Origin of the sequence: Marinobacter sp., assembly GCF_041984545.1 — a bacterium.
GTDB lineage: Bacteria > Pseudomonadota > Gammaproteobacteria > Pseudomonadales > Oleiphilaceae > Marinobacter.
The window spans coordinates 49707-67587 of the sequence record NZ_JBHIXV010000016.1; the positions used below are offsets into that span (position 1 = coordinate 49707).

Below are 17881 nucleotides of genomic sequence, written 5' to 3' on the forward strand. Positions count from 1 at the left end.
GCCGCAGTTTTGGCGTCTGGCCGGCAAAAATCAAGGGTTTGACTATGCTTATGTGACGATACCCCGATTACGTTTCTTTCACACTAACTGAGGTCGACCATGAATGCGCTGACAGTGGCCAGCAAGGATCAATTCTTTGAACAGTTGGCTGAGGCTTTCGCGAAAAAGATCAACAAGACCGAAGCTAAAAAAATCAGCGAATTTGCCAAGCAGCATTACGCCCATATACCCCTGGAGGAACTTGTAAGCCGACGGTTCGCAGACACCTACGGCGCCGTATTGGCCGCCTGGCAGTTTCTGCAGAAGCGCTCCGCCGAGGAGACGCCCGTCTCCGTGTTCAATCCGGATCTGGAGAGTGACGGCTGGCAGTCGACCCACACCGTGGTGTTTATCCTGCACCCGAATATTCCCTTCCTGATCGATTCCCTGCGTATTGCCATCAACCAGCGGGAAATCGGTACCCACTCTATCCAGCACTCGATCCTTCAGGTGGAGCGCGACAAGGCCGGCAAGCTCAAGAAGCTCCACTCCACCAAGAAAACCGCCTCCGAGTCCTCCTACGAGGCGTTTATCGTTCTCGAGATTGATCGTCACAGCGACCCGCAGGATCTCCGGGATATCGAGGATTCGCTGCAGCAGGTTCTGCACGAGGTTCGCATTGCCGTGGCGGATTTCCCGGTTGTTACCGAGAAGGTGAACGAGATTCTCGGCGAGCTCGACAGTACCACAGCTGGCATCAATGATGACCAGAAGGCCGAGGCCCGCGCGTTTCTGGAGTGGCTGTCTCGTGACCACTTCACCTTCCTGGGTTATGACGAATACGATTTTGCCAAGGACAAGAGCGGGATGGTGGTCCGTCGGGTCGAGAATTCCGAGCTGGGGATTCTCAGGGTCAATAACGAGCGGCCGGATCGGGTGCGGCTGAACGAACTGCCGCAACGAACCCGGCATGAGATGACCCGAAGTGATGACATTTTCATCTTCGCCAAGTCCGCCCAGCGCTCCCGCGTACACCGGCCGGCCTACCCGGACTACATAGCCGTCAAGAAGTTCAACAGCAAGGGCGAGGTGGTTGGCGAGCGTCGTTTCCTCGGCCTGTACACGGCCCGGGTCTATAACGAGCGCCCCGATGAGATTCCGTTGCTGCGCCGCAAATTCCAGGCGGTGATGAAGCGTTCCGGTTTCCTGCGTGATGACTATGCCGGCAAGGAACTGGAACAGATCCTCACTGTGTATCCCCGCGACGAGTTGTTCCAGATCGAACCGGACGAGCTGTTGAAGGTGGCCAAGAGCATTCTGTATATCCAGGAGCGCCGCCGCATCGAAATATTCATGCGCGAGGACGTGTACGGGCAGTTTGTCACCTGCCTGGCGTTTTTCCCTCGGGATATCTACAACACCGAGCTGCGCCTGAGGGTGGAGCAGGTCCTGGTGGACCGTCTGGAGGCGGAGGACGTGGAGTTTGTTACCCACTTCTCCGAATCAGTGCTGGCCCGGGTCCAGTTCACCATCCGGGTGCCGCAGGTGGAAAACCGCCAGTTGCCCATTTCGGAGATTCGCGAAAAGGTCATCGAGCTGGCCCAGTCCTGGCGGGATGGGCTGTCCGAGGCCCTGAGCGAGGCTTATGGCGAAGAGCAGGGTAACGAGCTGTACCGCCTGTGGGCCGGCGGCTTCCCGCCGAGCTACACGGATATGTTCTCACCCCGGCGGGCAGCGATCGATCTGGAGCACCTCTCTGCGTCGGCCAGCCGGCATGACCTGGCCATGAGCTTTTACCGTGCCCTCGAAGAGGACGAGAGCACTCTCCACTTCAAGCTGTTCTATCCGGACGAGCCACTGCCACTGTCCGACGTGATGCCGGTGTTCGACAACCTGGGTTTCCGGGTCATTGGTGAGCATCCGTTCGAGGTAACTGACCGCCACAACAAGACCGTGTGGATCCACGATTTCACCCTGCAGGCCTACACCGGCAATGTGGTGGATATTCACCGTATACGGCCGATCTTCGAGGACCTGTTCCGTCGGGTCTGGCATGGGGAAGCGGAAAACGACGCCTTTAACCGGCTGCTGCTGTCTTCCTACATGAGCTGGCGTGAAATTGCGCTGTTGCGTACCTACGCCCGGTACATGCGGCAGATCCGCTTCTCCAACAGCCAGACGTTTATCTCCAACACCCTGGTCAATCATGTGTCGCTGGCGCGGCTGCTGCTGGATTTCTTCGAGATCCGGTTCAACCCCGAGCGGTATCAGAGCCCGGGCAAGAGCCAGGCGGCCCAGCAGAAACTGGAGATTGAGTTCAATGCCGGTCTTGAGGAGGTGGACAACCTCAGTGAAGACCGGGTGCTGCGTCTCTACCTGGAGCTGATGCAGGCGACCCTGCGCACCAACTATTACCAACTGGACGAAGCCGGCGGACCCAAGCCCTACATCAGCGTGAAGTTTGATCCGTCACGAATCCCGGACATGCCGCTGCCGATGCCGATGTTCGAGATTTTCGTGTACTCGCCGCGGGTGGAAGGCGTGCACCTGCGCGGTGGCAAGGTAGCCCGAGGGGGGCTGCGCTGGTCTGACCGTTTCGAGGATTACCGGACCGAGATCCTGGGCCTGGTAAAAGCGCAGCAGGTCAAGAACGCGGTCATCGTGCCGGTGGGTGCCAAGGGTGGCTTTGTTGCCAAGCGACTGCCCGATCCTGCGGACCGGGAAGCCTTCCAGGCCGAGGGTATCGAAGCCTACAAGACCTTTATCCGCGGTCTGCTCGACATCACCGATAACCTGGCGGAGAACGGCATACAGCCGCCAGAGCGGGTCATTCGCCACGACGATGACGATCACTACCTGGTGGTAGCCGCCGACAAGGGCACGGCCACCTTCTCGGATATCGCCAACGGACTGGCCGCCGAATACGGTTTCTGGATGGGAGATGCCTTCGCTTCCGGTGGCAGCAACGGCTATGACCACAAGAAAATGGGGATCACGGCCCGGGGCGCCTGGGTGTCTGTGGAGCGACATTTCCGAGAAATGGGTATCAACCCGGCGCTGGATGAGTTCACGGCCATCGGCATTGGTGACATGGGCGGTGATGTGTTCGGCAACGGCCTGTTGTGCTCCGAGAAGACCAAGCTGGTGGCCGCCTTCAACCACGTGCATATCTTCATTGATCCCGCGCCGGATCCAGAGCGCAGCTTCAAGGAGCGCAAGCGCCTGTTCGCTTTACCCCGTTCCGCCTGGACCGACTATGACAGCAAGCTGATCTCCAAGGGCGGTGGCGTGTTCAATCGCAGCGCCAAGTCGATTCCGGTGAGCCCGGAAATGAAAAAGCTGCTGGGTATCAAATCAGACCGCGTACCACCGAACATGCTGATCTCGCACATCCTCAAGGCGCAGGTGGATCTGCTTTGGGTCGGCGGTATCGGCACCTATGTGAAGGCCAGCAGTGAGTCCCACAGCGATGTTGGCGACAAGGCCAACGACGGCCTGCGCATCAATGGTTCCGAGCTTCGCTGCAAGGTGGTGGGCGAGGGCGGCAACCTCGGTCTGACCCAGCTCGGACGCATCGAGTACGCGCTCCGTGGCGGTCGTCTGAATACAGACTTCATCGATAACTCCGGTGGCGTGGATTGCTCTGACCACGAAGTGAACATGAAGATCCTGCTGAACCAGGTGGTGGCCATGGGTGACCTCACCAACAAGCAGCGGAATATCATGCTGGAGGAGATGACGGACGACGTCGCCGAGCTGGTGCTCAGGAACAATTACCGGCAAACCCAGGCCATCAGTATCGCCAGCGAGGACGCGGCGACACGGCTGGAAGAGTATCGTCGGCTGATGAATACCTTCGAGAATGAAGGCAAGCTCAATCGATCGCTGGAGTTTCTGCCGGACGACGAGACCCTGACTGAGCGCAAGCTCGACAAGAAAGGACTTACCCGGCCGGAGCTGTCCATCCTGATTTCCTATGTCAAAGGCGATCTCAAGCAGACGCTGATTGACAGCACCCTGCCGGACGAGCCGCTGTTGGCCGGCGAAATGTACAAGGTGTTCCCACGGGATCTGACCCAGAAGTTCTCGAAGGAGCTGGGTGAGCATCAACTGCGGCGCGAGATCATCGCTACCCAGATTGCCAACGACATGGTCAATCACATGGGCATCACCTTCGTGGAGCGGCTTAACCAGAGCACCGGCGCCGATGCCGCATCCATTGCCCTGGCCTGGATCATTGCCCGTGATGTGTTCCGGATCGACAACTGGTGGGACCGGATCGAGGATCTGGACTTCCACGTTCCTGCACAGCTGCAGATGGAACTGATGCAGGACCTGATGCGCCTGATGCGACGTTCGGTGCGCTGGCTGCTGCGCAACCGCAGGGCCGAGCTCAGTATCCAGAACCACATGGAGCGCTTTGCAGACAGTGTCTGGGCAATCACTGCCGGCCTGCCTGAATACCTGGGCGATCAGGCTCGCACCGCCTGGGAGAAACGCCACCAGGCGCTGGTGGACGCCGGGTTGCCATCGGAACTGGCTTCCGTGGTTTCCGGCACCGGTCACCTGTACTCGTCGCTGGGCATTATTGAGGCCCAAGAGGCGTCGGGCATGCCGCTCAAGACCGTGGCCAACCTCTATTACGAGCTGGGCGACCGGCTCGATCTTGGCTGGTTCGCCAACGCCATTGCCGCGCTGAAGCCCGCGTCGCACTGGCAGGCGCTGGCCCGGGAAAGCTTCCGGGAGGATCTTGACTGGCAGCAGCGGGCGCTCACCACCGGCGTGCTGAAAATGGCCGGCAAACCGGAGGATGTGCCGGCGTCGGTCGAGGCCTGGCTGGACCGGCACCAGCACATGATTGATCGGTGGAAGTCCATGTTGTCCGAGCTCAAGGGTGTGAGGGAACCGGAATACGCGATGTTTTCCGTGGCCCTCCGGGAGCTGCTGGATCTGGCGCAGAGCACCATGCACCAGCCTGCACCCGATACGGCGACTCCCCCGGATTGAGTATTGCGTTCACTGCGGTATTCCCGTTCAATCGGCGGGCGCCAAACACATGAGGGAATCGGACAGTGGGACAGCTTGACCATCTTCTCGAGAAGAACCGGGCCTGGGCGGATGGTATCAAGGCCCGGGACCCGCAGTTTTTCCATCGCCTGTCGAACCAGCAGGCGCCGGAGTATCTGTGGATCGGGTGCGCCGACAGCCGCGTGCCCGCAAACCAGATTGTTGATCTGCTTCCGGGCGAGCTGTTCGTGCACAGAAACGTAGCCAACGTCGTCGTGCACACCGACTTCAACTGCCTGTCGGTGCTTCAGTTCGCCATTGAGGTGCTGAAGGTCAGGCACGTGCTGGTTGTGGGCCATTATGGCTGCGGTGGGGTACGTGCCGCCATGCTGAATGAGGGCTTCGGGCTGATCAGTCACTGGCTCCGCCATGTTCAGGATGTGCGTGACCGTCATCAGGAGGTGCTTGATGCGCTACCCAACATTCAGGACAGAGTCGACCGCCTGTGTGAGCTTAACGTGGTTGAGCAGGTGGGACATGTCTGCCAGAACGCCATCGTCCAGGAAGCCTGGCTGCGCGGGCAGCCGTTGACTGTTCACGGTTTTGTATATGACGTCGGCGACGGCGTACTCCGGGATCTGGGGCTTTCGATCGGCTGCGAGGAAGATCGCGAACCCGCCCGCCGTGCCAGCATTGAAGAACTGGTGCAGAGGCCGGTCCGTTCGGGCCGCCAGAAAAAAGCACTCCAGAGAATGTAAAATCGCGTCAAAAAATCGTGACCAGCGTCACTTGGTGACCCTCGGCGTCATCACAGCCCGCGGCGCGTCTTCTTGATACAGTCAGTTCTGTAGTATCGAGGAGGTGGATCATGAAAGAACTGATGCAGAAAGCCCTGACAGCCCTCAGCCAGCGCAAAGAGGTCTCCACCGGCAGACAGTCCCGGGACAATGGCGGTAAAGCCGCAGAACCCCACGTGGCCGAAGACTGGGGCATGTCTCCCGAGGATGCCCTGAGGGTCGGTACCGTGGCTCGCTACAAGTAACCCCGGGCGATGTTGTTCCCGCACCGTCTCCCTCGCCCGGGAGACGCCGGGACCGTTTCCGGGTAAAGTAGCCCGCCTCGGTAATAGCCAAGCGGGACCATCTGATTCATGTCTTTACCCAATTCCCACGAAGCCCTGCTCAGAAACCGGCACCTGTTGCGCGGCCGGGTCGCCTTGTTAGGCGTGACGGCTCGCGCCCTGCTGACGGACCTGTCAGTGAGGGGGTTGGCCATGAGCGAGAATGCAGGCGTGTGTGCCGCGCTGGCAGGGCAGGCGGACTGGCAGATTGCTTTCGGCTACGAGGATTCCGCCCTGGCCGAGGGCGCATTCGACACTCTGGTGGTTTTTCTCCCCAAGGCCCGCGCTGAGCTGGACATGCGTCTTGCGCTCGCGTTATCACTGGCTGCCGATGGCGGTCGTCTGGTACTGTTGGGCGAAAAAAAGGAAGGGGTGGCTGGTGCGGTAAAACAGCTCCGTGCAGTGGCTCCCCAGGCGGTCAAGGTGGACAGTGCCCGGCACTGTCAGGTCTGGTGCGCAGACGAAATTGGCGGGCACGCCAGGTTTGTCCTCGCGAACTGGTTGCAATGGACTGCCGTTGAATGCGAATCCGTGACCCTCGACGTGGCGGGCCTGCCGGGTATTTTCAGCAATGGAGAGTTGGACGAGGGCACCCGGATGCTTCTGCAAACGCTCAGCAGCAGCCCTTTGCGTACCAGTAGCCTTCTGGATTTTGCCTGTGGGGCGGGCGTGATAGGCGCCTGGCTGAGCCAATGGTGCAGGCAACATGGCAAGCCGCCGGTGACGATAGACGCCGTGGATGTGCAGTCCCAGGCCCTGGTGTGCGCCGGGGCGACCTACCAGCGTAACGGTGTTTCGGGCAGCATCATGGCCTCCGACGGCTTGTCCGAGGTTGCCGGGCAATGGCCGGCGATCGTCACCAACCCCCCCTTTCACAGTGGTGTCAAAACCGATCTCTCAATGACCGAGCGTTTTCTGAGGGACGTGGCCGGTCACCTTTCCCCCGGCGGCGAACTCAGGCTGGTGGCAAACAGCTTTCTGCCCTACGAAGCCTTGATACAGCGCTTTGTCGGGCCAGTTGAGCGCCTGCGGGAGGATCGCCGGTTCACCGTCTATCGCGCATCTCGAAGGGCCTGAACGAAAAAAGCCCCTGGGGTAAGGGGCAAAGGGTTGGCGTCCAGAACAACGGAGCTAACCGGAAAAGGGTGTTCAGAGTGAACGCTTCTAACGTTAGGCTTAATTTCTAGAATAAACAGCCTAGAATGACCGCTTTGTGACAAAACCCACCCAGGATGCCCGAAATGACAACTGCCGAGCTGGCGCTAACGACGTTGCCGCTTTCCCTGCGACTCACCCGGCCAGGAACCTCGGACCCCACATTGCGAGCCTGGGATGCAGCCGACGAACTGTTGATTGAGCAGGCGTACAGGCTGGCCGAAGGGCAACAGCCCCGGGTTCTGGTGGTGGATGATCAGTTCGGAGCGCTGTCCCTGGGGCTGTCGGCATTGTCTCCGACCGTGGTTGCCGACAGTGCCACGCTGCCGGAAGCCCTGGAGTTCAACGAGCGACAGAACCCGGAACTGAGCCCTCCGCTGTCGATTCACAGCTGGCTTAACCCACCCACGGGTCCTTTCGATCTCGTGATTATGCGCATTCCCCGCCAGGCGGATTATCTGGCGTGGCTGCTGCGATGGCTCAACGAAGTGATGACGGACTCCGCGCAGCTTCTGGCCGGGGGTATGATCAAGCATCTGCCCGATCGCAGTGTCGATGTCTTTGCCAAAGCCGTGCAAACCGATCAGGTGCTGCCCGCACGCAAGAAGGCTCGTGTCATTGTCTGTTCTCCGGGGCGGGCCCGGCTGGGGGAGTGGGCGGAATGCTGGAAGGGTTATGAGGGTGTCGCCGGCTGTGCCCGTATTGAGGCCCTGCCCGCTGTCTTTGCCCGTGATCGGCTCGACATCGGCAGCCAACTTTTATTGCCGCACGTGATTGAGTCAGTGGGCACAGCCGCCGGGGAAACCCGGGTGTTGGATCTCGCCTGTGGTAACGGGTTGCTGGGGCTGGCCGCGTTGGGCCGATGTCCCGGGCTGGCAGTGACGTTCAGCGACGTGTCCAGCCAGGCGGTGCTCAGCGCCCGGCGCAACGTCGAGCGCTCGTTTCCCGGTGGCCGTGTGTCATGTGTTCACCGGGACGGGGTGCCGGAAGATCAGGGCCCCTGGGATCTGATCCTGCTCAATCCGCCGTTTCATGAAGGTGGCGTGGTGGGGGATCACATTGCCCTCCGGCTGTTCAGCCAGGCCTCTCGCAACCTCGCGACTGGCGGTCGGTTGCTGATGGTTGGCAACCGGCATCTGGGCTATCACCGCAGTCTTGAGCGCTTCTTTACCCGGGTGCAACAACGGGATGCCAGCCCCAAATTCGTGGTTTTCGAGGCCAGCAACGATTGAGTTGCCGGCGTCTCAGAGGGTAGGGGTCGGGCGGTCGTAGCCCAGCCGGGCCAGGGTGTCGACAATGGTCTGGGTCTGGCTGTCTATCTCGATATTGACCCGCTCTCCCTCGGCGGCCTGGCCAAAGGTGGTGGCCCTCAGCGTTTCGGGAATCAGGTGGACATTGAACCGGTTGCCCTTCACTTCGCCGATGGTAAGGCTGGCGCCGTTAATCGCTATATAGCCTTTCGGAAAGATGTAGCGGGTCCAGGCTTCCGGTACCTCGAACCACAGAGTGACGTTATTTTCCGGCCGCAAAATTTCGACAATGCGTGCCGTGGTGTGAATATGGCCCGAGAGCAGATGCCCGCCAATCTCGTCACCGATGCGGGCGGCCCGCTCAAAGTTCACCGTGCTGCCCGCTTCCAGGTCGCCGAGGGTGGTCAGTCTCAGGGTTTCCTGCATGGCGTCGAAAAACAGAACGTCGTCCTCCTGGCGGGTGACCGTGAGGCAGGTGCCGTTGATGGCTACGGAAGCGCCAATCGTGACCCCCTCTGTGCTGTGTGATGGCAGCCGAATGGCGAAGGTGCTGAGGCCGGGCCGGGCGGTGATATCTTCGACGGTTGCGATACCCTGAACGATGCCTGTAAACATGAGGTGACCTCCCGAACTGATGTGCGGCTGCCGTGTTGGCGAGAGCGCAAAGGATAGCGAGCACGCCCGTCAATGCCAAGGGCAGGCGCCAATGGTGGTCAGGCAAAGCAGGGTTCAAGAAACCTGGCCGGTGGCCGATAAACGTGTATCAACCCAGATCCGGACTGCCTGCAATGGCCGAAAACCAGACCAATGTGACACAAGCGGACGGGCCGACCCAGGCGCCGGTGCTGCGGCCCGGCCGCGCTGCCGATCCCGTGCCTGTGCCAGCTGCCGGAGCCGTAAAGGAAGCGCCTGCGTCGTCACCGGCCCAGGCCCCCGCCGAAACCGGCAAGACCGATACGACCACCGGCTCCGACAAGCCATCTGTGTCTGCAGAGGACAGCGGGCAAACCGAGAGCGGAAACGGTGCAAAATCCGAGCGTGTGCTGGCGGAATCGCGGCAACGGAAACTGCGTCTCATGCTGCGGCAATGCGATCGGGTGCTGCTGATGGATTTTGATCTTCTGGCCATGAATGGCTGGCCAGACAACTACGCCATGGCGTTGGCACGCCGGAACCGGGACCTCTGGCTGTTCAGCGCCCTGATCGCGGCCGTCGTGTTCCTTAGCGGGCTGACCGGATTTGTGCCGGCCTGGATCGCCGGGGGCGGGTTCGGGGCGTTTGTGATCATCCTCCTGCTCGGCATGCCGGCCATTCGCCGGATCTACACCTCCAGACCCTCTTACCTGGATCTCGTGCTTGCCCGCCAGCGTATGCTGCGGGAGGCCCGTCAGCACATCGCCCGACTTGAAGGGGATGACGGTCTCATCTGGCAGTGCGCACAGATGGCCGAGTTCAATCCGGCACTCAGAAACACCCGGTTCAGTCACCTGCTCAGGCTATCGGAGAGCCGGGTTCTGGCCAGGAACCTTTCCCGGCGCGAGCATGTGAGGCTGTACCTGATCTACTTGCTCGAAGCCGAGAAAGCCTACGGGCGCGTTGAGAAGGCCTTTTTCGAGGGACACCAGGACGCGATTGATTGGGGTTGGGATGAGGTGGCTGTCGAGCCCCCGCCACGAACTTGACATGCGGGCCTTTCAAACGTATGTTTGAAACAGACGTTTGCTAGAGGCATTAAAACAAGATGGCGCAATCTGATACGGTCGATCGCATTCTCGATGCAGCCGAGGAGCTGTTCGCTGAGCGTGGCTTTTCTGAAACTTCGCTCCGAATGATAACCAGTAAGGCTAAAGTAAATCTGGCTGCTGTCAATTACCACTTTGGTTCAAAGAACGCGTTGATTCATGCTGTCTTTGCGCGCTTTCTGACACCTTTCTCAGCAACCCTGGAAAAGGCGTTTGATGATCTCGAAGCGCGCTGTGATGGCACGCCACCCACCCTCAACCAGACGCTCTGGGCGCTCACGGAGAGTGCCGTACGCATGCCTCAGCGTAACGAGAAGGGCATTTCCATCTTCATGCGTCTGCTGGGTCTGGCCTACACCCAGTCTCAGGGCCATCTGCGAAAGTTCCTTGAACAGGAGTACAGTGAGCCGTTCAGCCGGTTCATGCGGCTGCTCAAGGAAGCCACGCCCCAGTTGTCATCGGTGGACCGCTACTGGCGGATCCAGTTCATGCTGGGCGCCACCGCGTTCACCATGTCCAGTAGCGACGCCCTGCGGGATATCCTGCAGAACAAGCTGGGTGTTGAAACCTCGGTACAGGAAATTGCCGCCCGGCTGGTACCGTTCCTGGCAGCCGGTATGCAGGCCCAGGACACCATGCTCATCCCGCCCCCGAACAACAAGGTCTCGGTTGCCTGAGTTCCGCTCTCTCGGTTAGGCTTCCCTGATCCATCAAGGGAGCCTGACCAGCGGTGATCGATCCCCAACCTCCAAGCATCGACATTGATCTAGGGCGCCAGCAGCTGACCCTGCGCGCCAGTGACGGCGAATCGGTGGCTGTCTATTCCATCTCATCGGGCCGCAATGGCGCCGGTGAACGGGATGGCAGTGGCTGCACCCCCCGTGGCCAGCATTTCATCCGCGCGCTGATCGGCGCCGGTCTGCCCTCCGGCACCGTGTTTCGAGGGCGGCGTCCCACCGGGGAAACCTACACGCCGGCGCTGGCCGATGAGCATCCAGGCAGGGACTGGATCCTGTCCCGCATTCTCTGGCTTTGCGGCCGGGAGTGGGGAAAAAACCGGGGCCCGGGAGTCGATACTTTTCGCCGGTTCATATACATTCACGGCACGCCGGACAGCGAGCCCATGGGCGTTCCGCTGTCGCACGGCTGTATCCGGATGCGCAACGCCGATGTGATTGACCTGTTCGACCGCGTCAGGCCCGGTACCGCCGTTCTAATCCGCTAAACCTTACTGAAGCCGAGGAATCCGATGATCGGGGATATCACAGCGATGGTGAACAGCTGGATCGAGAATTTCGGTTTGCTGTCTGAGAGTTGGCGCGTCGGTATCGTCGTATTTGCGCTGGTCTTCGGCACAGCGGCCGTCGCCTATCTGGCCAGCCATGTGATCGGAGCCCTGGAAAGGAAATTTGCCAGAACCAACAACCTCTGGGACGACACGCTGCTGCACGCTGCGCGCAAGCCGGTGGTCGCTTTTGTCTGGTTACAGGGTGTGTACTGGGCAGCAGAAGTGGCCCACCGTTACTCCGAGGCAGAGATCTTCAAGGCCAACGCCACGGTCCTTCAGGTAGGCTTTATTTTCATCCTGGTCTGGACGCTCCTTCGCCTGATCAAGGAGGGCGAGAATATTCTGATCTCGCCCATGAAGATGCAAAAGCCCATGGATTACACCACCGTGAATGCGGTGAGCAAGCTGTCCAGGGCCGTGGTCATCATTACCGCCGTGCTGATTGCCATGCAGTCCCTGGGTTACAGCATATCGGGGGTTCTTGCCTTTGGCGGCGTGGGCGGCATCGCTGTCGGCTTTGCGGCCAAGGATCTGCTGGCCAACTTTTTTGGCGGCTTCATCATCCACCTCGACCGCCCCTTCAAGGTGGGCGACTGGGTGCGCTCACCGGATCGGAACATCGAGGGTACGGTCGAGCACATCGGTTGGCGCCTGACCACCATCCGCACCTTTGACAAGCGACCTCTGTACGTCCCCAACGCCACCTTCACCACCATAGCGGTGGAGAACCCGTCGCGAATGACCAACCGCCGTATCTACGAAACCATCGGTATCCGCTACGTGGATGTCGGGCAAATGGCGAGCATCGTTGCCGATATCAAGTCCATGCTGCAGGGCCATGACGACATTGATTCCGATCAGACCCTGATTGTGAACTTTCTGGCGTTCAATTCGTCGTCGTTGGACATCATGGTGTACACCTTCACCAAAACCACCGAGTGGGTTCGCTTCCATGAGGTGAAACAGGACGTGTTGCTGAAGATCAGCGACATCATTGAAGGCTATGGCGCCGAAGTCGCCTTTCCGACCCGTACTCTTCATCTTCCCAACGGTGTCCGTCTGGCCGGCGAGGATCGGGATGAGGGGGACGATCAGGCCGAAGATGCGGAGCCGCGGCGTAATGCTGCCAGGGGGCAACAGGCGCGTGGCAGCCGTGGCGATATCGAGAATTCAGGAGATTCAGAATGACAGCACCGGAGAAAATGCACCCTGTAGGCATCATCGGAGGCACCGGGCTTACCACCCTGTCCGGCCTGCAGATTTCCGGCGAGCGCGAGGTGCAGACCTCTTGGGGCGTGCCCTCTGCGCCGCTGGTTGAGGGACGACTGGGAGACCAGCGGGTGATTTTCCTGGCGCGACACGGCAACCCTCACCGGATCCCGCCCCATCAGGTGAACTACCGGGCCAATCTCCGGGCGCTCTACGACGCGGGTGTGCGCACGGTCATCGGGGTCAATGCGGTAGGCGGTATCCATCCCGACATGGGGCCGGCCCATGTTGTGATTCCGGACCAGATTATCGACTACACCTGGGGGCGCGACAGCACCTACTTTGAGGGTGAGCTGGAGTCGGTCACCCATATCGATTTCACCTGGCCGTACGATGAGAGTGCCCGCCAGATCCTGATCGACGCGGCTGGCGCCGAGAATGTCCCGTTCTCCGGCTTTGGCGTGTACGGGGCAACCCAGGGGCCGCGCCTGGAGACGGCAGCGGAAATCATCCGTATGGAACGTGATGGCTGCGATCTGGTGGGCATGACCGGCATGCCGGAGGCGGCCCTGGCGGCGGAACTCGGCATGCGCTATGTCTGTCTCGGGCTGGTGGTAAACCGCGCGGCCGGCAAATCCGACCACATCATCACCATGGAAGAGATCGAAGAGGCCATCGACCAGGGTATGTCCGGCGTGAAGCGGATTCTGGAGGTGTCGATGGCCGGACTCGGGGTGCTTACTCCGCTTTCTCAACCTTCTTGAAGAAAATCAGCACGCCCAGGGTGGGGGAGTCCAGAAAGTGGACTTCCTCGCTGCGCATTCTTCGCGTTTCACGAATCCAGGTGACCAGTTCCAGGGGAGCGGGTTCGGCAAAGGCCGACATTGTCGGATTTGCAGCCGGATTGGCGGATTGTCCGGGGTCTTCGGCCGCATCCTCGGTCGCCGACGATTCCATGGCAACTGTCGATTCGGCGGGATCCGCTTCCGGGAGCGCTGAATCGGTCGTCTCCGCCAGCTGCCAGTGGTTCAGGTGTACGTTGACGTGCAGGTACCGCTGGCGATCAATCGTGATGGTGCCCTCCACGGCGCGGGTATTGGCTTCCTCGAGCCAGTCTCCCACCTCAACCCGCAATGCTTCACCCTGGTAATCTGGCGGAAACGCTTCATACCAGCCTGCCGTGGCCAGTACCCGGTAGCGACCGCTGCGCTCCAGCCGCTCGGCTGCCGACGCCAGATGCAGTTCGTTCCTTGGTGCCAGCTTCAGTGTGGTCCGCGCGGTGCCGTCCTCACCAACGGCCCAGAGTACTTCCCCGGTTTCCGGCGTGGGCTCTACTTCCCGGTCTGCCATCTTTTCATTAACTGCCTCGGGCGACACGATGCGTTTCAGGATGACAAACTCGGCCCGATAGTAGTCGTCCGGTATGGTTTGTCCGGCTGGCGAGGCGGCCTGTTGGGCGGAGGCCAGGGCTGACAGAGCCAGCAGGAGAGCGGCGAGCGTGGCCCTGGTTGCGACCTGGTACCAGCGAATTCCATCAATCTGCAAGGGACATACTCCACGTGTTTGTCGGGCGTTCATGATCAAGCCGGGGCGCTGGCGGGCGGCGCAAGTTCGGCAAGCATTCTCGAAATGCCGTCGAGTTTACCACCGGTTGTCGCATCGTTCAGCCGAAAGCGAAAGCTGTTGGCCCCCTCAAGGCGGTACTGGTCAGGGGCGGATTGCACTTTTTTAACCAGCACCAGCGGATCCACCGGTGTCGAACTGCCAAACTCGAAGCGCCCCCATTCCTTGCCAGCGTCGACTTTGACGATGCCCAGGGCCTCCGCCTGTAATCGAAGCTCGGTCTGGCGTACGAGATTTTTTGCCGGCTCCGGTAATAATCCGAACCGGTCGATCATCTCAACCTGAAGTTCTTTTAATGCGTCCCGGTCCCCGACACTGGCGATGCGCTTGTACAGCATCAATCGATTGTGGACATCCGGCAGGTAATCTTCCGGGATCAGTGCGGGAATTCGCAGGTTCATTTCAGTGCCGTGGCTCAGGGGCAGGTCGGCATTGGGTGTTCGGCCTTCCCGGATCGCCTGCACGGCTTCATCCAGCAACTGCATATAGAGGGTAAAGCCAATGCTCTCGATCTGGCCACTCTGCTCCTCGCCCAGCAGCTCGCCCGCGCCACGTATTTCCAGATCATGGGTGGCGAGCATGAACCCGGCCCCGAGGTCCTGGGCCTCGGAGATGGCGTCCAGGCGTTTTTTCGCGTCTGCGGTTATGGCTTTGGGGGGCGGCGTCAGAAGATAGGCGTAGGCCTGGTGGTGGGATCGGCCCACGCGACCCCGCAGCTGGTGCAGCTGGGCCAGGCCAAATTTGTCTGCCCGTTCGATGATGATGGTGTTGGCACTGGGAATGTCGATGCCGGTTTCGATGATGGTGGTGCACACAAGCACGTTGAACCGCTTGTGGTAGAAGTCCGACATGATCTGCTCGAGTTCGCGCTCGCGCATCTGCCCGTGGGCGATACCGACGCGGGCTTCGGGAATAAGGGCACGAAGGTCCTGGGCGGTCTTCTCGATGGTGGCAACGTCGTTGTGCAGGAAGTAAACCTGGCCGCCCCGGAGAATTTCCCGCAGGATCGCCTCTTTCACCATGGCGTCGTCCCGCTGACGCACGAAGGTCTTCACCGACAGGCGCCGCGCCGGAGGGGTGGCGATGATCGAAAGGTCGCGCAGATGGCCCATGGCCATGTTCAGGGTGCGCGGGATTGGCGTGGCCGTGAGGGTCAGCATGTCCACCTCGGCCCGCAGCGCTTTCAGCTTTTCTTTCTGCTGCACACCAAACCGGTGCTCTTCGTCGATGATCACCAGCCCCAGGTTCTTGAAACGTATGTCGCCCTGCAGCAGCTTGTGGGTGCCGATGACGATATCCGCCTTGCCATTCTCCACGGCCTCCAGTGCCTTGCTGGTCTGGCCTGTTGTCCGGAAGCGGCTCAGCAGTTCCACCTGCACCGGGGTGTCCGAGAACCGGTCCCGGAAGGATTCGTAGTGCTGCTGGGCGAGCAGGGTGGTGGGCACCAGCACTGCCACCTGCTTGCCAGACCAGGTCGCCATGAACGCAGCTCGCATAGCCACTTCGGTCTTGCCGAAACCAACGTCTCCGCAGACCAGCCGGTCCATCGGTCGTTCGCTGGTCATGTCCTCGATCACCGACTCGATGGCCACCTGCTGGTCCGGTGTTTCCTCGAAGGGAAAACCGGCGGCGAATGCCCGGTAGGCCTCTTTCGGGTCCTCGAAACTGAACCCCTTGCGGGCTTTCCGGCGGGCATAGACATCCAGCAGTTCCGCGGCGGTATCGCGAATTTTTTCCAGGGCTTTCTGCTTGGCGGCGCTCCAGCGGTCGGTGCCAAGCTTGTGCAGCGGCGCGTGTTCGGTGTCGGTGCCGGCGTAGCGCGAGATCAGATGCAGGCTGGAGACCGGAACGTACAGTTTGGAGCCGCCGGCGTACTCCAGCATCAGGAATTCGCTGGACTCGCCCTCCACGGTGATGGTTTCCAGGCCCAGGTAGCGACCCACGCCATGGTCGATGTGAACCACCGGTGCCCCGATGCGTAGCTCGGACAGGTCACGGAAACCGGCGTCATCGGCTTCGGTGGGTTTTTCCCGCCGGCGTCTCTGCAGAACACGCTCGCCGAACAGGGCCGTTTCAGTAATCAGGGCAATGGCATGGTCTGGTAGTGTCAGGCCCTGCTCCATGGGGGCAATGCTGATCGCCAGGGCACAGTCCGGGCTCGCCAGAAAATCCTGCCAGCCGGACACCGTAGCCAGCTCAAGCCCCTGGTCCCCCAGATTTTCAAGTAACGCCTCGCGCCGGCCGGAAGACTCGGCGCACAGCAGCACCCGCCCGTTGAATTCGTTCAGGAAGCGTTTGAGGCGACCGGAAGGGTCGGCGGCCCGACCATCCATAGCAACGTCAGGCAGGGCGGCCGTTGAGCAGTTGAAGGAGCCCGCGGATTCGGCGGTGTCTGAAGACAAGGTGACCCTGGCAAAACGCTTGAGCTGTCCGAACAGTTCGTCCTGCTGCAGGAACAGCTGGGTTGGCGGCAGGATAGGCCGGAGACGGTCGTGACGACGGTCCTCGTAGCGGTTACGGGTTTCGCTGTCGAAATGGCTGACGGCTTCATTCAGGCCAGCTGCCGTGAACACATGGGTGCTGCCCGGCAGGTAATCGAACAGTGTTGCGGTCTCGTCGAAGAACAGCGGCAGATAATACTCGATACCGGGGGGTGTGATGCCGTGGGTCACGTCCTGGTAGATCGGGACGTCGCGGTCCGCATCGGGAAACTGTTCAAACCAGCGGCTGCGGAACCCCGAGCGGGCTTCCTTGTGCCAGGGAAACTCGAACGCCGGCAGGAGCTCGATGCGGTCTATCCGGTCAATGGACCGCTGGGTTTCAGGATCAAAGGTGCGCAGCGTTTCTATTTCATCATCGAACAGATCAATCCGGTAGGGCTGGCTGGCGCCCATAGGGAAGATGTCCAGAATCGCGCCGCGCACCGCGTACTCGCCGTGTTCATAGACGTTCTCCGCATGGCGATAGCCAGCGGCTTCCAGTTGCTGGCGCCAGGTGTCGATGTCCAGGGATTGGCCCACTTCCAGCAGCAGCGTGTTGCCCTGCAGGTAGTTTACCGGTGGCAGTCTATGCATCAGCGTCCGGGCCGGCACCACGAGCACCCCCTGCCGGGTGGAGGGCAGTCGGTGCAGCGTGCGGATTCGCCGGGAGGTGATGTCCTGGTGCGGAGAGAACAGATCGTAGGGCAGGGTTTCCCAGTCGGGGAGCGAGAGCAGCTCCAGGCCATCTGTTGTTACCGCCGGACCATCTTCTTCAGCAGGTAGGCCCAGGAAAAAGCGCATGGCCTGCTCAAGGCGGATGGCCTCATCGGTGCTGCGGGTGATCACCAGAGTCAGCCCCTGATGCGCCCGGGCGCTCTCGCAGATGGCCAGGGCGTCGCTGCTGCCATGCAACTGGCCCCAGGTACGGTGGTCTCCCGGTTTTGCCGGAAATTCCGGGGCAATCATGGGGCTGGACGCGGGGTGGTTGGTAACACCTTGGCTCATGGGCAGTCTGGTTCTCCTGCGGT

At 60.7% G+C, this 17881-nt stretch carries 13 protein-coding genes; 10 read left to right on the top strand and 3 right to left on the bottom strand.

What is annotated here, in order from left to right:
* Nucleotides 1-99 precede the first annotated feature (99 nt).
* The 5 genes from ACFC20_RS09555 to ACFC20_RS09575 all read left to right on the top strand — a co-directional run bounded on the left by ACFC20_RS09555 (nt 100) and on the right by ACFC20_RS09575 (nt 8493).
* Nucleotides 100-4986, top strand: coding sequence for an NAD-glutamate dehydrogenase (locus ACFC20_RS09555; protein WP_375192797.1), 4887 nt, complete (start codon nt 100-102; stop codon nt 4984-4986).
* A gap of 65 nt (nt 4987-5051) precedes the next feature.
* Nucleotides 5052-5744: a carbonate dehydratase gene (can, locus tag ACFC20_RS09560; protein ID WP_375192798.1), complete on the top strand. Its 693-nt coding sequence runs from the start codon at nt 5052-5054 to the stop codon at nt 5742-5744.
* Nucleotides 5745-5854: 110 nt separating this feature from the next.
* On the top strand, nt 5855-6028 hold the full coding sequence (locus tag ACFC20_RS09565) for a hypothetical protein (RefSeq protein ID WP_375192799.1): 174 nt from the start codon (nt 5855-5857) through the stop codon (nt 6026-6028).
* Nucleotides 6029-6136: 108 nt separating this feature from the next.
* Nucleotides 6137-7183, top strand: coding sequence for a methyltransferase (locus ACFC20_RS09570; RefSeq protein WP_375192800.1), 1047 nt, complete (start codon nt 6137-6139; stop codon nt 7181-7183).
* A gap of 164 nt (nt 7184-7347) precedes the next feature.
* Nucleotides 7348-8493: a class I SAM-dependent methyltransferase gene (locus tag ACFC20_RS09575; RefSeq protein ID WP_375192801.1), complete on the top strand. Its 1146-nt coding sequence runs from the start codon at nt 7348-7350 to the stop codon at nt 8491-8493.
* A 12-nt stretch (nt 8494-8505) separates the two neighbouring features.
* Here the strand turns inward: ACFC20_RS09575 and ACFC20_RS09580 are convergent, their stop codons facing one another.
* Nucleotides 8506-9126, bottom strand: a complete 621-nt coding sequence (locus ACFC20_RS09580; RefSeq protein ID WP_375192802.1) for a riboflavin synthase subunit alpha — start codon at nt 9124-9126, stop codon at nt 8506-8508.
* 173 nt (nt 9127-9299) lie between these two features.
* Here ACFC20_RS09580 and ACFC20_RS09585 point away from each other — a divergent pair, with 173 nt between their 5' ends.
* The 5 genes from ACFC20_RS09585 to ACFC20_RS09605 are packed head-to-tail and all read left to right on the top strand — an operon-like array spanning nt 9300 to nt 13514.
* A complete protein-coding gene (locus tag ACFC20_RS09585) occupies nt 9300-10193 on the top strand; it encodes a hypothetical protein (protein WP_375192803.1) in 894 nt (297 codons plus the stop codon).
* A 59-nt stretch (nt 10194-10252) separates the two neighbouring features.
* Nucleotides 10253-10930 carry a TetR/AcrR family transcriptional regulator gene (locus ACFC20_RS09590; protein WP_375192804.1) on the top strand — a complete coding sequence of 226 codons (678 nt, stop codon included), beginning with the start codon at nt 10253-10255 and terminating at the stop codon, nt 10928-10930.
* Nucleotides 10931-10983: 53 nt separating this feature from the next.
* On the top strand, nt 10984-11478 hold the full coding sequence (locus tag ACFC20_RS09595) for a L,D-transpeptidase family protein (RefSeq protein WP_375192805.1): 495 nt from the start codon (nt 10984-10986) through the stop codon (nt 11476-11478).
* A gap of 24 nt (nt 11479-11502) precedes the next feature.
* On the top strand, nt 11503-12729 hold the full coding sequence (locus ACFC20_RS09600; protein ID WP_375192806.1) for a mechanosensitive ion channel family protein: 1227 nt from the start codon (nt 11503-11505) through the stop codon (nt 12727-12729).
* On the top strand, nt 12726-13514 hold the full coding sequence (locus ACFC20_RS09605; RefSeq protein ID WP_375192807.1) for an S-methyl-5'-thioinosine phosphorylase: 789 nt from the start codon (nt 12726-12728) through the stop codon (nt 13512-13514). The genes ACFC20_RS09600 and ACFC20_RS09605 overlap by 4 nt, the downstream gene beginning before the upstream one ends.
* Here the strand turns inward: ACFC20_RS09605 and ACFC20_RS09610 are convergent.
* A complete protein-coding gene (locus ACFC20_RS09610; RefSeq protein WP_375192808.1) occupies nt 13489-14295 on the bottom strand; it encodes a CsiV family protein in 807 nt (268 codons plus the stop codon). The genes ACFC20_RS09605 and ACFC20_RS09610 overlap by 26 nt on opposite strands.
* A 35-nt stretch (nt 14296-14330) precedes the next feature.
* Nucleotides 14331-17858, bottom strand: a complete 3528-nt coding sequence (gene mfd / locus ACFC20_RS09615; RefSeq protein WP_375192809.1) for a transcription-repair coupling factor — start codon at nt 17856-17858, stop codon at nt 14331-14333.
* Nucleotides 17859-17881 lie beyond the last annotated feature (23 nt).

Excerpts from the sequence above, each read along its gene's own strand:
- ACFC20_RS09555 (WP_375192797.1), top strand. The coding sequence starts at position 100 with ATGAATGCGCTGACAGTGGCCAGCAAGGATCAATTCTTTGAACAGTTG.
- ACFC20_RS09565 (WP_375192799.1), top strand. The coding sequence starts at position 5,855 with ATGAAAGAACTGATGCAGAAAGCCCTGACAGCCCTCAGCCAGCGCAAA.
- ACFC20_RS09570 (WP_375192800.1), top strand. The coding sequence starts at position 6,137 with ATGTCTTTACCCAATTCCCACGAAGCCCTGCTCAGAAACCGGCACCTG.
- ACFC20_RS09575 (WP_375192801.1), top strand. The coding sequence starts at position 7,348 with ATGACAACTGCCGAGCTGGCGCTAACGACGTTGCCGCTTTCCCTGCGA.
- ACFC20_RS09580 (WP_375192802.1), bottom strand. The coding sequence starts at position 9,126 with ATGTTTACAGGCATCGTTCAGGGTATCGCAACCGTCGAAGATATCACC.
- ACFC20_RS09585 (WP_375192803.1), top strand. The coding sequence starts at position 9,300 with ATGGCCGAAAACCAGACCAATGTGACACAAGCGGACGGGCCGACCCAG.
- ACFC20_RS09590 (WP_375192804.1), top strand. The coding sequence starts at position 10,253 with ATGGCGCAATCTGATACGGTCGATCGCATTCTCGATGCAGCCGAGGAG.
- ACFC20_RS09600 (WP_375192806.1), top strand. The coding sequence starts at position 11,503 with ATGATCGGGGATATCACAGCGATGGTGAACAGCTGGATCGAGAATTTC.
- ACFC20_RS09605 (WP_375192807.1), top strand. The coding sequence starts at position 12,726 with ATGACAGCACCGGAGAAAATGCACCCTGTAGGCATCATCGGAGGCACC.
- mfd (WP_375192809.1), bottom strand. The coding sequence starts at position 17,858 with ATGAGCCAAGGTGTTACCAACCACCCCGCGTCCAGCCCCATGATTGCC.